This window comes from Paenirhodobacter sp. CAU 1674 (genome assembly GCF_029222945.1).
GTDB lineage: Bacteria > Pseudomonadota > Alphaproteobacteria > Rhodobacterales > Rhodobacteraceae > Rhodobacter.
Genome location: NZ_JARHUH010000003.1, coordinates 19,847 through 32,615, shown reverse-complemented (window position 1 = coordinate 32,615; position 12,769 = coordinate 19,847). Strand labels below are relative to the sequence as shown.

At 65.1% G+C, this 12,769-nt stretch carries 13 protein-coding genes and 2 pseudogenes; 6 read left to right on the top strand and 9 right to left on the bottom strand.

Annotated elements, in window-relative coordinates; translation table 11 throughout:
- Positions 1-7: 7 nt before the first annotated feature.
- Positions 8-703, bottom strand: coding sequence for a glutathione S-transferase N-terminal domain-containing protein (locus P2G62_RS04505; RefSeq protein ID WP_275733685.1), 696 nt, complete (start codon positions 701-703; stop codon positions 8-10).
- A gap of 131 nt (positions 704-834) precedes the next feature.
- On the opposite strand from P2G62_RS04505, the pseudogene P2G62_RS04500 reads away from it, so the two are divergent.
- Positions 835-921: pseudogene (locus tag P2G62_RS04500) on the top strand (MscL family protein); the annotation flags it as partial.
- A 52-nt stretch (positions 922-973) separates the two neighbouring features.
- Here the strand turns inward: P2G62_RS04500 and P2G62_RS04495 are convergent.
- Positions 974-1,906 carry an IS5 family transposase gene (locus tag P2G62_RS04495; RefSeq protein ID WP_096807325.1) on the bottom strand — a complete coding sequence of 311 codons (933 nt, stop codon included), beginning with the start codon at positions 1,904-1,906 and terminating at the stop codon, positions 974-976.
- Between the two features lie 68 nt (positions 1,907-1,974).
- Between P2G62_RS04495 and mscL the strand changes: the two are divergent.
- Positions 1,975-2,319 (top strand): annotated as a pseudogene (mscL, locus tag P2G62_RS04490) (large conductance mechanosensitive channel protein MscL); the annotation flags it as partial.
- Positions 2,320-2,366: 47 nt separating this feature from the next.
- Here the strand turns inward: mscL and ald are convergent.
- Positions 2,367-3,485, bottom strand: a complete 1,119-nt coding sequence (gene ald, locus P2G62_RS04485) for an alanine dehydrogenase (protein ID WP_275733684.1) — start codon at positions 3,483-3,485, stop codon at positions 2,367-2,369.
- Positions 3,486-3,634: 149 nt separating this feature from the next.
- Between ald and P2G62_RS04480 the strand changes: the two genes are divergently transcribed.
- Entirely contained in the window at positions 3,635-4,093 is a 459-nt protein-coding gene (locus P2G62_RS04480) for an Lrp/AsnC family transcriptional regulator (RefSeq protein ID WP_275733683.1), read from the top strand.
- On the opposite strand, the gene P2G62_RS04475 is transcribed toward P2G62_RS04480, so the two are convergent.
- Both P2G62_RS04475 and rpsU read right to left on the bottom strand, forming a co-directional pair.
- Positions 4,090-5,538, bottom strand: a complete 1,449-nt coding sequence (locus P2G62_RS04475; protein WP_275733682.1) for a TrkH family potassium uptake protein — start codon at positions 5,536-5,538, stop codon at positions 4,090-4,092. The genes P2G62_RS04480 and P2G62_RS04475 overlap by 4 nt on opposite strands.
- 124 nt (positions 5,539-5,662) lie before the next feature.
- A complete protein-coding gene (gene rpsU, locus P2G62_RS04470; protein WP_011748553.1) occupies positions 5,663-5,869 on the bottom strand; it encodes a 30S ribosomal protein S21 in 207 nt (68 codons plus the stop codon).
- A gap of 105 nt (positions 5,870-5,974) precedes the next feature.
- On the opposite strand from rpsU, the gene P2G62_RS04465 reads away from it, so the two are divergent.
- Positions 5,975-6,646, top strand: coding sequence for a COQ9 family protein (locus tag P2G62_RS04465; protein WP_275733681.1), 672 nt, complete (start codon positions 5,975-5,977; stop codon positions 6,644-6,646).
- Positions 6,643-7,635 (top strand): NAD(P)H-quinone oxidoreductase, encoded by a 993-nt coding sequence (locus P2G62_RS04460; protein ID WP_275733680.1) that lies wholly within the window; start codon positions 6,643-6,645, stop codon positions 7,633-7,635. The genes P2G62_RS04465 and P2G62_RS04460 overlap by 4 nt, the downstream gene beginning before the upstream one ends.
- 88 nt (positions 7,636-7,723) lie before the next feature.
- Here the strand turns inward: P2G62_RS04460 and P2G62_RS04455 are convergent, their stop codons facing one another.
- Entirely contained in the window at positions 7,724-8,359 is a 636-nt protein-coding gene (locus P2G62_RS04455; protein WP_275733679.1) for a ribonuclease T2, read from the bottom strand.
- Between the two features lie 132 nt (positions 8,360-8,491).
- Here P2G62_RS04455 and P2G62_RS04450 point away from each other — a divergent pair, with 132 nt between their 5' ends.
- Positions 8,492-9,244: a cell cycle transcriptional regulator TrcR gene (locus P2G62_RS04450; RefSeq protein WP_275733678.1), complete on the top strand. Its 753-nt coding sequence runs from the start codon at positions 8,492-8,494 to the stop codon at positions 9,242-9,244.
- 93 nt (positions 9,245-9,337) lie between these two features.
- On the opposite strand, the gene P2G62_RS04445 is transcribed toward P2G62_RS04450, so the two are convergent.
- The 3 genes from P2G62_RS04445 to P2G62_RS04435 all read right to left on the bottom strand — a co-directional run bounded on the left by P2G62_RS04445 (position 9,338) and on the right by P2G62_RS04435 (position 12,758).
- Positions 9,338-10,816 carry an NAD-dependent succinate-semialdehyde dehydrogenase gene (locus tag P2G62_RS04445; protein WP_275733677.1) on the bottom strand — a complete coding sequence of 493 codons (1,479 nt, stop codon included), beginning with the start codon at positions 10,814-10,816 and terminating at the stop codon, positions 9,338-9,340.
- A 130-nt stretch (positions 10,817-10,946) separates the two neighbouring features.
- Positions 10,947-11,939: a P1 family peptidase gene (locus P2G62_RS04440; protein WP_275733676.1), complete on the bottom strand. Its 993-nt coding sequence runs from the start codon at positions 11,937-11,939 to the stop codon at positions 10,947-10,949.
- Positions 11,940-12,017: 78 nt separating this feature from the next.
- Positions 12,018-12,758: an SDR family oxidoreductase gene (locus P2G62_RS04435; RefSeq protein WP_275733675.1), complete on the bottom strand. Its 741-nt coding sequence runs from the start codon at positions 12,756-12,758 to the stop codon at positions 12,018-12,020.
- Positions 12,759-12,769: the final 11 nt, after the last annotated feature.

Here is a 12,769-nt window from a genome sequence, read left to right as displayed (position 1 = left end):
CCTGGGCTCAGTCGCGCTTCGGGATGGTCAGCCCACGCGCCACTGCCGGACGGGCCAGAAAACGATCCAGATAGGCGGGCACGGCGCCCAAATCGTCCCAGCCGGTAATATCGCCTGCCTTGTAAAAATCACGCAGCGTGCGCAGCCAGGGCGCAATCGCGATGTCGGCAATGGAATAGGCGCCCGCGATCCATTCGCGCCCCGTCAGCGCCCCATCAAGCACCTGCAGCAGCCGCGCCACTTCGGCGCGGTAGCGTTCCTTCGGGCGGGGATCTTCGATCTCTTTGCCGGCAAAGCTGTGGAAAAATCCGAGCTGACCGAACATCGGCCCGATGCCGCCCATCTGGAACATCAGCCATTGCAGCACTTCGTAGCGATTGGCCTGCGGCAGAAGCTGCCCGGTTTTTTCCGCCAGATAAATCAGGATCGCGCCGCTTTCGAACAGCGCCAGTGGCCGCCCATCCGGCCCGTTCGGATCAATGATCGCCGGGATCTTGTTATTGGGGTTGAGCGACAGGAATTCGGGCGTCATCTGGTCGTTTGTGTCGAACCGCACCAGATGCGGCTCGTAGGCAAGCCCGACCTCTTCAAGCATGATCGACACCTTCACCCCGTTGGGGGTGGGCAGCGAATAAAGCTGGATCACCGACGGATCGGCGGCGGGCCAGCGGCGGGTGATCGGAAAGGTGTTCAGATCGCTCATGGGTCGCTCCTGTTTTCGGGGGGAAACAGAGCAGAAAATCCCCCCAAGCAAAAGATGCGAGAAGGCAAAGAATGTGTTAATCGCTGCACTGACGCATATGCAGTTTTGCGGACTTAATCAGGGGACAGACAATGATCAACGAGTTCAAGAATTTCATCGCCAAGGGCAATGTCATGGACATGGCAGTCGGCATTATCATCGGGGCGGCCTTCACCGGGCGTTGTTGCAGAACGGCGTCCTGAGGCTTGAGGTCCCCTTTCCCCATAGGCGTTAGCCGGCGCGTACGATCTCGGCGGTGCCGAGGGCGTTGAAGCGGTTCATGAGGGCGACGCGGATGTGGATTTCGGCAGTCTGGCGGTCGGGGTCTCTGGCGGCGATGCGCTCGCCGAAGGCCTTCAGGCATCGCATCCTGGCCTCGGCGCGGCTGCGGATATGGTATCCGGTCCACCGCTTCCAGAACGCCCTGCCATAGTGACGTGTGGCGCGCAGGGTTTCGTTGCGCGCCCGGGCAGCTGGGCAGTCGTCTTTCCATGGCCGACCGTTCTTGCGGATAGGGATGATCGCAGTGCCACCGTGTGCGATGATGGCGCTATGGCAGCGGCGGGTGTCGTAGGCGCCGTCTGCGGTCACGGTGCCGATGTCTTCGTCGTCCGGGATCTGGTCCAGCAGGTCTGGCAGGACGGGGCTGTCGCCTTCCCGGCTGGGGGTAAACTCGACCGCGCGGATGTCGGAAGTGGCGGTGTCCATGGCCAGATGGACCTTGCGCCATTGGCGACGGCCTTGCGCAGCGTGCTTCCGGGCCTGCCACTCGCCATCGCCGAGGAACTTGATGCCGGTGCTGTCCACCAGCAGGTTCAGCGGCCCGCCGGCACGGCGATAGGGGATCTGCACCTTAAGAGTCTTCTGCCGGCGGCACAGCGTGGAGAAGTCTGGAACGGGCCAGTCCAGCCCGGCAAGGCGCAGGAGGCTGGCGACCATCCCGGCTGTCTGCCTGAGCGGCAGCTTGAATAGCACCTTGATCGACAGGCAGAACTGGATCGCCGCATCCGAGAAGACTGGCGGGCGTCCGGGGCGGCCCTCATGCGGCGCGTGCCAAGCCATCTCCTTGTCCAGCCAGATCAGCAGAGACCCGCGCTTCGTCAGCGCAGCGTTGTAGGCGGACCAGTTCGTCGTGCGGTAGCGGGCGGGCTTGGGCTTGTTCATGACGCCCGTCTAACCGGATGGATTCGTGATGGGAATCCTTCGCGGCCAGACTTCTGCAACAACGCCCCTTCACCGCGATCGTGACGTCACTGGTGTCCGATCTGATCAACCCGATCATCGGCGTCATCACCGGCGGGATCGATTTTTCGAATCTGTTCGTGAACCTGGGCGAGGGTGAATTCGCCTCGCTGGCCGCCGCCCGTGAAGCGGGCGCGCCCGTCTTCGCCTATGGCGCGTTCATCACGGCGGTCATCAATTTCCTGATTATCGCCTTTGTCGTGTTCTTGCTGGTCAAGCTGGTGAACCGGGTCGAGGAAGCGGCCGAAACCCCGGCCGAAGAGGCGCCCGCCGCGCCTGCGGGTCCGAGCGAGCTGGACGTTTTGCTGGAAATCCGCGACGCGCTGAAGAAATAAGCCGCACGGCAGGTGGAAAGGCCCGGTCGCAAGACCGGGCCGTTTGATTACAGCGCCAGCGCGTCGGTGCCGGTGATATAGGGCAGGTTCAGCGCCTGGCCCACCGCCGGATAGGTGATCTGGCCCGCATGCACGTTCAGCCCGTTCAACAGATGCGGATCGTCGGCGCAGGCCTTCTTCCAGCCCTTGTCGGCCAGCGCCAGCAGGAAGGGCAGGGTGGCATTGCCCAGGGCCTGTGTGGCGGTGCGGGCGGCCGCGCCCGGCATGTTGGCGACGCAGTAATGGATGATGCCATCGACCTCGTAGATCGGGTTTTCGTGGGTCGTGGCGCGCGAGGTTTCAAAGCAACCGCCCTGGTCGATCGCCACATCCACCAGAACGGCGCCGGGTTTCATCGTGGCCAGCATCTCGCGCGTCACCAGTTTGGGCGCGGCGGCCCCCGGGATCAGCACGGCGCCGATTACCATGTCGGCCTCGGTCACCAGTTGGGCGGTGGCTCTGCGCTCGGAATACTGGGTGGTCAGGCGGCCCATGAAGATGTCGTCCAGATAGCTGAGTCGCGCGACCGAACGATCCAGCACCGTCACATTCGCGCCCATGCCGCTGGCCACCCGCGCGGCCGCCGTGCCCACCACGCCGCCGCCGATCACGACGACATTGGCGGGCCGCACGCCCGGCACCCCGCCCATCAGCACACCGCGCCCGCCATTGGCCTTTTGCAGCGCCCAGGCCCCGACCTGCGGCGCCAGCCGGCCCGCCACCTCGGACATCGGCGCCAGCAGCGGCAGCCCCCCGTTGCGGTCGGTCACGGTTTCATAGGCGATGCAGGTCGCCCCCGAGGCGATCAGGTCGCGCGTCTGTGCCGGATCGGGCGCCAGATGCAGATAGGTGAACAGAACCTGCCCCTTGCGCAGCATCGCGCGTTCCGCGGCCTGCGGTTCCTTGACCTTCACCACCATCTCGGCTTCGGCAAAGACGGCGGCCGCATCGGGCGCAATCTGTGCCCCTGCGGCGGTATAATCCTCGTCCGAAAATCCCGATCCCACGCCTGCGCCGGCCTCGATCAGCACCTGATGGCCGCGCGCCACCGCCTCTTGTGCGGCGGCGGGCGTGATGCCGACCCGGAACTCCTGCGCCTTGATTTCGCGCACGCATCCGATTTTCATCTGGTCTCCTCCTCGATCCAGAAATCCCTTTATCGCCCCAGTCTGCGCGCCTTCGGCTGCAAATGTGTTGAAATCCGATTGCCATTTTGCGGAATATCCACGCATATCTTCGATCAAGAACCAAAAACAGCGAAGAAACTTGCGTAGAAATGACACTTGACGCCACAGATCGCCGCATCCTGACCGTGCTGCAAAAGCAGGGCCGGATGTCGAATGCCGAATTGTCCGAACGGGTGAACCTGTCGGCCTCGGCCTGCCACCGCCGGGTGCAGCGGTTGGAAGAAGACGGCTATATCCGGGATTATGTGGCGCTGCTGGATGCGCGCAAACTGGGCCGCCCGACCACGGTTTTCGTGGAAATCACCCTGTCGGGGCAGGCCGACGAGGTGTTGGAGGCCTTTGAGCGCGAGGTCAAGAAGATCCCCGATGTGCTGGAATGTCACCTGATGGCGGGCTCGGCCGATTACCTGCTGAAAGTGGTGGCCGAAGATACCGAGGATTTCGCCCGCATCCACCGCGCGAAACTGGCGCGGCTGCCCGGCGTGCAGGGCATGCAGTCGAGTTTCGCGCTGCGCACCGTGTTCAAGACAACGGCGCTGCCGGTCTAGTCGCGCCAGAACCGCGGCATCACCAGCACCAGGATCGCCAGAAGTCCCAGCCGCCCCAGCAGCATCGCCAGCGTCATCAGCCAAGTGGCCAGATCGTTGAAGTCGATCATCGTGCCGGTGCGTGCCACAAGCGGCCCGACGCCGAAGCCGATATTGCCCAGACAGCCCCAGATCGCAAACAGCGACGAGGTGAAATCGACCCCGGTCATCGACAGCGCCACCGACAAAACGCCCAGCGTCAGGATATAGCCCGAAACATGCAGCATCAGCGGACCCAGCGTGGTTTCGTCCAGCGCGGTGCCGCCATAGCGGGGCGGCACGATCCGGTGGGGCGCGTGCAACTGCAACACGGCAGCGCGGATTGCGGCCAGCGTGGCCTGCACGCGAAACACTGACAGCGCCCCCGAACTGGACCCGGTGCAACCGCCCACCATGCCGACCAGAAACGCCATCACCATCGCGAATGCGCCCCACGGCTCCACCGCGCTCACGCCGAACCCGGTGCCGGTCAGCAGCGAGGCGAAGTTGAACGTGGTCTCGCGCAGGATCTGCTCGACCGGCAGGGATTCCCGCGACAGTCGATAAAGGATCATCACCGCGCAGAAATAGCCATACCAGCGCAGGAAGGCGCGGACCTGCAGATCGCGCCACAGCGGCACGGGCTGGCCGTGCAGCAACTGGAAGAAGCGGATGTAAGGCATTGCCCCCAGCAGCATGAACACCGTGCCGGCATATTGCGCGGCGGGCGACCAGACTGCGAAATTCGCGTCATAGGTGCCAAATCCGCCCGTTGCGATCGCCGCCATCGCGTGGATCACCGCATCCAGGATCGACATGCCGCACAGCGTGAACACCAGCGCGCATAGAACCGTCAGCCCGGCATAGACCTGCAGCAGCGAGATCGCGATGTCGCCCGCGCGCGGCAGAACCTTGCCCAGCGTGTCGAAGCCCTCGGTCTGGAAATAGCGCATGCCGCCGATCCGCATCACCGGCAGGAAGATCATCGCGACGAAGGCGATGCCCAGCCCCCCCATCCAGTTCAGCATGCCGCGCCACAGCACCACCGATTTCGGCAGATCCTCCAGCCCGGAAAAGACGGTGTAGCCGGTGGTGGTGATCCCCGAGACCGCCTCGAAATAGGCGTCGGTGAAGCTCACGTCCGGGCGGCCGTGGATGAAGGGCAGCGCGCCGAAGAAGGGCACGAAGATCCAGATCGCCGCGGTCAGCAGGTAGGCCTGCTGCAACGTCAGCCCCTTGCGCTGCCCGCTTGCACTGGCCAGCGCCAAGAGCGCGCCGAACAGAATCGTCTCGATCGCGGCCTCGAAGACCTGCGCCCAGTTCGGATCGGCCAGCGCGAAATCCAATGCCACCGGACCCAGCATCGCCACCCCAAGCGCGAGCAGGATCAGGCCGAGATGGTGAAAGACAGGGCCGAAATCGGGCATGGGCAAGCCTTGTCGCGGTTCAGATCGGGGCACAATTCACGAAACTGCGAGGACCAAAAAACCCCCGATGGCCGGGCCATGGGGGTTGATCGGTGCGGATAAATCCGCCAGCAATTCCAGCCGCTTAGAGCGCGCCTTCACGCTGAGCTTTCTTCCGCGCCAGTTTACGGGCACGGCGAACGGCTTCAGCTTTCTCGCGCGCTTTCTTGACGGAAGGCTTCTCGAAATGTTGCTTGAGCTTCATTTCACGGAAAACCCCCTCGCGCTGAAGTTTCTTCTTCAGAGCACGAAGCGCCTGTTCGACGTTGTTGTCGCGAACGCTGACCTGCATGTGGTGTCACCACCTTCCTAAGTTAGAGTTGCATCAGATTGCAGGAAGCGGCCATATAGCAAAGGCTGGGCCACTTGTCTACTGCCGCACGCGAAGGAAAACGCCATGAAAAACGACCATTTGGATGTGGATCGGATGAAGGCCGAACTGCTGTCGGCGATCACGCCGCATGTGCCTTTCGACGGCTGGTCCGACCCCGCCTTTGCCGCCGCCGTGGCCGATCTGGGGCTTGATCCGGCGCTGGCACGGCTGGTCTGCCCGCGCGGTGCGCTGGATCTGGCCGTGGCCTATCATCGCGCGGGCGATGCCGCGATGGAGGCGGCGCTGGCCGAGGCGGATCTGGAGGGGATGAAATTCCGCGACAAGATCGCCACTGCAGTGCGGCTGCGTCTGCAGGCGGCCGACCCAGAACTGGTGCGCCGCGGGGCCGCGGTCTTTGCGCTGCCGCAGAACGCCGCCACCGGCAGCAAGCTGATCTGGGGCACCGCCGACCGGATCTGGACCGTGCTGGGCGACAGCAGCACCGATTACAACTGGTATTCCAAACGCCTGACGCTCTCGGGGGTCTATTCGGCGGTTGTGCTGTTCTGGATGGGCGACGACAGCGAGGGGCACGCGCAAAGCTGGGAATTCCTCGATCGCCGGATCGGGGACGTGATGCAATTCGAGAAGGTGAAGGGCAAGCTGATGAAACTGCCCTTCGTGAAGGACATGCTGGGCGCGGTGCAGGCCCCGCAGGACAGGCCGATGCCCGGCCGAATGGGAGAGACGCAATGACCCTGCCCTTGCAGATGACCGCCATCGAAATCAGCACGCCCGGCGGGCCCGAAGTGCTGCGCCCCGCCACCCGCGCGGTCCCTGTGCCGGGTCAGGGCGAGATCCTGATCGAGATCGCTTATGCCGGCGTGAACCGGCCCGATGCGCTGCAGCGCGCAGGCGCCTACAAGGCGCCTCCCGGTGCCTCCGATCTGCCGGGGCTGGAATGCGCGGGCCGGGTGGCGGCGCTGGGGCCTGGGGTGTCGGGCTGGGCGGTGGGCGATGCGGTCTGCGCGCTTTTGCCCGGGGGCGGCTATGCCGAATATGCTACCTGCCCGGCGGCCCATGCCCTGCCGGTGCCCGAAGGGATGGATCTGAAATCCGCCGCCTGCCTGCCCGAAACCTGCTTCACGGTCTGGTCCAATATCGTGATGCGCGGCGGGCTGAAAGCGGGCGAGAAATTCCTGGTGCATGGCGGATCAAGCGGCATCGGCACAACCGCGATCCAGATCGCGCGGGCGCTGGGCGCACGGGTCTTTGCCACCGCCGGCTCGGCCGAGAAATGCGCCGCCTGCACGGCGCTGGGCGCCACCGCGATCAACTATCGCGAGGCGGATTTCGTCGATGTCCTGCGCGCCGAAGGCGGCGCCGATCTGATCCTCGACATGGTCGGCGGCAGCTATATCGCACGCAATATCAAGGCACTGGCCGACGATGGCCGGATGGTCTTCATCGCCTTCCTCGAAGGCCCGAAGGCCGAAATCAATTTCGCCCAGGTCATGCTGCGCCGCCTGACGATCACCGGCGCCACGCTGCGCCCGCAATCGGATGCCGCCAAAGCCGAAATCGCGCGCCAGCTGCGCGAAAGGGTCTGGCCGATGATCGCCGCCGGCAAGCTGCGTCCGATCATCGACAGCACTTATCCGCTGACCGAGGCTGCGGCCGCGCATGCCCGGATGGAAACCAGCGCCCATATCGGCAAGATCGTGCTGGATCTGGGCCGCGGATGAGTATTTGGACCAAGAAGAAGCCCCCTTTTCTTCTTGGCAAAAATACTCCCGGGGGTGCGGGGGCAGGCAGCCCCCGCCGCGCGCAGGATCAGCGCACCCGTTCCATCAGCGCGTCGCGCATCGTGCAATCGCGGATCACGTCGGGGCCGCATTTGCGCGGTGTCAGACCCTTGCTCAGGCAGATCCGCGCTTCCTGAATGCGCCCCTGATCGCAGGTGATGGTGATCATCTCGCGGCGCAGCCCGGGGTTGGCCTCCAGAAATGCCTCTTCGACGACCGAGGCAGGCAGTTTCACATCCTTGTTCAGGGTCTCGAACACATCAGGGATGTCGATGCTGGCAAAGGCCGCGCGGGCCGTGGCGTAGTAGTCGCGGGCCGACATCCCTGCGCAGCGCCCGTGTTTTTTCCACTGATACCAGGCTGCGCCATCCGATCCCATGATGTCTTCCATCGCGGCCGATTGCATGCGCGAGGGATCGCGCGCGGTCGTGTAGCAATAGCTGGGATAGCCGCGTTCATATTGCGGCCAAAGCCCGTGCAGCACGAAGGCGGCGTCGGCCTGCGGGTCGCACTGTCGGGCATTGCGGCCCGCGCCATCGGTGGCGCACCAGCCGGGCGACCAGGACAGGGACAGGACGTAATAGTCGAAATCCCCCGCCCGTTCGCCCTCGGCCCAGACAGGGTTGGCCAGGCACAGCAGGGCGGCAAGGGCTGAAAGTCTCATTTTCTCTTTCCTCCGGCCGGATTCGGCACTATATACGGGCGCAATTCCCCCCAGAAATGGACCGCGGTCACGGGAAGCACCCGACCGCAGCCGATTTCACGGCCCGGGAGAGATTTGTAAAGGATGGCTCCGATGACGAACAAGCCCCTGATGGCCAAGGCGACCGCCGTGTGGCTGGTGGACAATACGACGCTGACCTTCAAGCAGATCGCGGATTTCTGCGGCATGCACGAGTTGGAGGTTCAGGGCATTGCCGACGGCGACGTGGCCGTGGGCGTGAAGGGTTTCGACCCGGTGGCCTCGAGCCAGCTGGATCCGAAAGAGATCGAGAAGGGCGAAGCCGATCCGATGTACAAGCTGCGCCTGAAGTTCAACGCGGCCTCGGTGGGCGAAGACAAGCGTCGTGGCCCGCGCTACACCCCGCTGTCGAAACGTCAGGACCGCCCGAACGCGATCCTGTGGCTGGTCAAGTTCCACCCGGAACTGGCCGATGCGCAGATCGCGCGTCTGGTGGGCACGACCAAACCGACGATCGCCTCGATCCGCGAGCGCACGCACTGGAACATCCAGAACATGACGGCGATCGACCCGGTCGCGCTTGGCCTGTGCCGTCAGTCCGAACTGGACAGCGAAGTGCAGAAAGCCGCCAAGAAGAAGGCCGCCGAGGGCGGGCTGATGAGCGATGACGAGCGTCGCAAGCTGGTCTCGACCGAGCAGTCGCTGGGCATGGCGCCCGAGCCGCGGCTGCCCTCGTCGATCGCCGGGCTGGAGAATTTCTCGCTCACTCAGGACGAAGAGAAGGCCGATCCGCGCGACTTCTCGGATGCCGACAGCTTCTTCAACCTCAGCGGTGGGGATGACGAGGACGACGAAGACGACAAGTAAGATCCCGTCCAGGGGACAAAAAGGCCGCGCTTTGCGCGGCCTTTTTCATGGGCGTCCCTGTCGTGGAAGGCGGGGTGGCCCCCGCCCGCCGTCTTAGATCGACAGGCAGATGTATTTCATTTCCAGGTAATCTTCGGTGCCATGGTGGCTGCCTTCGCGGCCCAGACCCGACTGCTTCACCCCGCCGAAAGGCGCCACCTCGGTCGAGATGATGCCGGTGTTCACGCCGACGATGCCATATTCCAGCCCTTCCTGAACGCGGGTAATCCGGCCGATGTCGCGGGCGTAGAAATAGCTGGCCAGACCGAAGATCGTGGCATTCGCCTTGGCGATCACCTCTTCCTCGGTGTCGAATTTGAACAGCGGCGCGACGGGGCCGAAGGTTTCGTCGGTCGCGACCTTCATGTCCTGCGTGACCCCGGTCAGCACGGTCGGCTGGAAGAAGGTGCCGCCCAGGTCATGGCGTTTGCCGCCGGTCACCACCTTGCCGCCGCCCTTGACCACATCGGCGATGTGCTCTTCGACCTTGGCCACGGCCTTGTCCGAAATCAGCGGGCCGGTGGTGACCCCTTCGTTCAGCCCGTCGCCGATGTTCAGCTTGGCAACCGCCGCAGCCAGTTTCTCGGCGAAGGCATCGTAGACCCCGGCCTGCACATAGATCCGGTTGGCGCAGACGCAGGTCTGACCGTTGTTGCGGAACTTCGACATCATCGCGCCGTCGACCGCCGCATCCAGATCGGCATCGTCGAACACGATGAAGGGCGCGTTGCCGCCCAGCTCCATCGAGCATTTCATCACCTGATCGGCGGCCTGACGCATCAGGATGCGGCCGACCTCGGTGCTACCGGTGAAGGTCAGCTTGCGCACCGCGTGGTTTTCGCAGAATTCCTTGCCGATGTCCGAGGCCTTGGTCGAGGTGATGACCGAGAAAATCCCCTTCGGCAGGCCCGCGCGTTCGCCCAGCACCGCCAGCGCCAGCGCCGAGAGCGGCGTTTCCGAAGCGGGGCGCGCGACGAAGCCACAGCCCACCGCCAGCGCCGGGCCGCATTTGCGGGTGATCATCGCATTGGGGAAGTTCCACGGCGTGATCGAGCCGACAACGCCGATCGGCTGCTTGATCACCTGAATGCGCTTGTCGCGCATGTGGCCGGGGATGGTTTCGCCGTAAATCCGCTTGGCCTCTTCGCCGAACCATTCGATGAAGCTTGCGCCATAGGCGATCTCGCCCTTTGCTTCGGGCAGCGGCTTGCCCATCTCGGCGGTCAGGATCGCGCCCAGATCGTCCTGGTTGGCCATCATCAGGTCGAACCACTTGCGCAGGACCTGCGCGCGTTCCTTGCCGGTACGCGCGGCCCAGTCTTTCATCGCCTCTTGTGCGGCGGCGATGGCGCGGGCGGTCTCGGCGCGGCCCAGATCGGGGACCGAGCAGATCACATCGCCCCGGGCGGGGTTGGTCACGTCAAAGCGCGCGCCGTCATCGGCTTCGACCCACTCGCCCGCCACGAAGGCGCGGGTTTCAAGCAGGCTCGGGTCCTTGAGCAGCGATTTCAGATCGGTAGTGGTGTCGAGCATGGGTCATCCTCCCGGGGTTTGGGCATTCCCGAAGGGAAGCACGCGGCGGCGGGCTTGTCCATCCGCCCGAATGGTCAGCGCAGGGCGCGTCATTTGCCGAAGCGGCGCATCGCCTTGCCAATCTGGCAGATCAGGCGCCGAAGCGCGCCTGCCAGCAGGGTTGCAGATCGCCGGGCATGGGCTGCGCGGCATGGATCGCGCGGGCGATCGCGCGCGCCAGACACGCGGCCGCGGCATGGCCCAGAACGAACGGGTCCGCCACCGGGGCGGGCAGGGCGCGCGCGCCGGTGGCCGCGGCAAAGACCAGATCGCCGTCAAAGGGCGTGTGGCTCGGCACCAGGGCGCGCGCCATCCCGTCATGCGCGGCCACGGCCATGCGCGTGGCCTGCGCCTGGGTCAGCGCGGCATCGGTGGCGACGATGGCAATCGTTGTGGCCTCGCCCATCCGCTTCATCGGCGCAGGCTCGGCCCCGGCGGGATAGGCGCGCGCGGCCCCCAGACCGCCAAACTCAGTGCCCAGCTCCCAGGGCGCGGCCCAGAATTCCGCGCCATCGCCCACGCAGGCCGATCCCAGGGCATTCACCGCCACCAGCGCCCCCACGGTGATGCCATTGTCCAGCACCGCCGAGGCAGAGCCCAAGCCCCCCTTCAGCGTGCCGGTCATCGCGCCATAGCCTGCGCCGGCCGTGCCGATTTCGAACGCGGGCCCCGCCTGCGCCAGCGCCGCGCGTCCCAAGGCGCCATAGGGGTTTACAGACCAGCCCTTGTCGCCGCCGTTGAGCAGATCGAACAGGATCGCACCGGGCACGATCGGCACCCGAATATCCCCCACGGCAAAGCCCCGTCCCGCGGCGCGTAAGCCGTCCGCCACGCCGCCTGCCGCATCCAGCCCGAAGGCCGATCCGCCCGACAGCACCAGCGCGTCCACTTCCTGCACCAGCTTGTCGGGCGCCAGCAGATCGGTCTCGCGGGTGCCGGGCGCACCGCCCATCACATGCACCGCGGCCACGAAGGGGCGATCCGCCGTCAGAACGGTGCAGCCAGACCGCAGCGCTGCGTCTTGGGCATTGCCCACCACCAGCCCCGCGACGTCGGTAATCAGGTTTCTTGGTCCGGCGCGCATCGGTCTCCCTTTCCTTTGGCCTTTCACTTTGGCTCAAATATCCCACGGGGGTCCGGGGGTGTGAAACCCCCGGGCGGCTCAGATACAGCGCCCGCCGTCCACTTCCATCGCGACGCCGGTCACCATCGCCGCCTCGTCCGAACACAGGAACAGTGCCGCGTTGGCCATATCCTCGGGGGTGGAAAACCGCCCCAGCGGGATCGTCGCCAGAAACCTGGCGCGCACCTCGGGCGTGTCTTCGCCCATGAAGCTTTTCAAAAGCGGCGTTTCGCCCGCAACCGGGTTGATCGCATTGACCCGCACCCCGAAGGGCGCGAGTTCCACCGCCATCGCCCGCGTGGCGGTGATCATCCAGCCTTTCGACGCATTATACCAGTTCAGCCGCGGGCGCGGACTGACCCCGGCGGTCGAGGCCACGTTCAGGATGGCGCCGCGCTCGGCCGCCTTCATCATCGGCACGATATGGCGCGCGGTCAGATAGACCGATTTCGCATTCACCGCAAAAACCCGGTCGAATTCGGCCTCGCTGACCTCTTCCATGAAGGCGGGCAGGTGGGTGGTTCCGGCGTTGTTCACCAGAATATCGACCCGTCCCCAGGTCGTGCTGGCCAGCCGCGCCATCTCGGTGACCGAGCCGTCGCGGCTCACATCCACCTCGCAGGCCAGCCCGCCGATCTCGTCGGCCAGCGCGCGGGCGGCGGTGTAGTTCATGTCGGCGATCATCACCTCGGCGCCCTCGGCCGCGAAGCGCCGTGCGATCCCCGCGCCAAACCCCGAGGCCGCGCCGGTGACAATCGCTGTTTTCCCCTCAAGTCTCATGTCGTCCTCCC

What these genes read in the sequence shown, in the direction of transcription:
- P2G62_RS04505 (WP_275733685.1), bottom strand. Translation starts at nt 703, where the DNA reads ATGAGCGATCTGAACACCTTTCCGATCACCCGCCGCTGGCCCGCCGCC.
- P2G62_RS04495 (WP_096807325.1), bottom strand. Translation starts at nt 1,906, where the DNA reads ATGAACAAGCCCAAGCCCGCCCGCTACCGCACGACGAACTGGTCCGCC.
- ald (WP_275733684.1), bottom strand. Translation starts at nt 3,485, where the DNA reads ATGAAAATCGGATGCGTGCGCGAAATCAAGGCGCAGGAGTTCCGGGTC.
- P2G62_RS04480 (WP_275733683.1), top strand. Translation starts at nt 3,635, where the DNA reads ATGACACTTGACGCCACAGATCGCCGCATCCTGACCGTGCTGCAAAAG.
- P2G62_RS04475 (WP_275733682.1), bottom strand. Translation starts at nt 5,538, where the DNA reads ATGCCCGATTTCGGCCCTGTCTTTCACCATCTCGGCCTGATCCTGCTC.
- rpsU (WP_011748553.1), bottom strand. Translation starts at nt 5,869, where the DNA reads ATGCAGGTCAGCGTTCGCGACAACAACGTCGAACAGGCGCTTCGTGCT.
- P2G62_RS04465 (WP_275733681.1), top strand. Translation starts at nt 5,975, where the DNA reads ATGAAAAACGACCATTTGGATGTGGATCGGATGAAGGCCGAACTGCTG.
- P2G62_RS04460 (WP_275733680.1), top strand. Translation starts at nt 6,643, where the DNA reads ATGACCCTGCCCTTGCAGATGACCGCCATCGAAATCAGCACGCCCGGC.
- P2G62_RS04455 (WP_275733679.1), bottom strand. Translation starts at nt 8,359, where the DNA reads ATGAGACTTTCAGCCCTTGCCGCCCTGCTGTGCCTGGCCAACCCTGTC.
- P2G62_RS04450 (WP_275733678.1), top strand. Translation starts at nt 8,492, where the DNA reads ATGACGAACAAGCCCCTGATGGCCAAGGCGACCGCCGTGTGGCTGGTG.
- P2G62_RS04445 (WP_275733677.1), bottom strand. Translation starts at nt 10,816, where the DNA reads ATGCTCGACACCACTACCGATCTGAAATCGCTGCTCAAGGACCCGAGC.
- P2G62_RS04440 (WP_275733676.1), bottom strand. Translation starts at nt 11,939, where the DNA reads ATGCGCGCCGGACCAAGAAACCTGATTACCGACGTCGCGGGGCTGGTG.
- P2G62_RS04435 (WP_275733675.1), bottom strand. Translation starts at nt 12,758, where the DNA reads ATGAGACTTGAGGGGAAAACAGCGATTGTCACCGGCGCGGCCTCGGGG.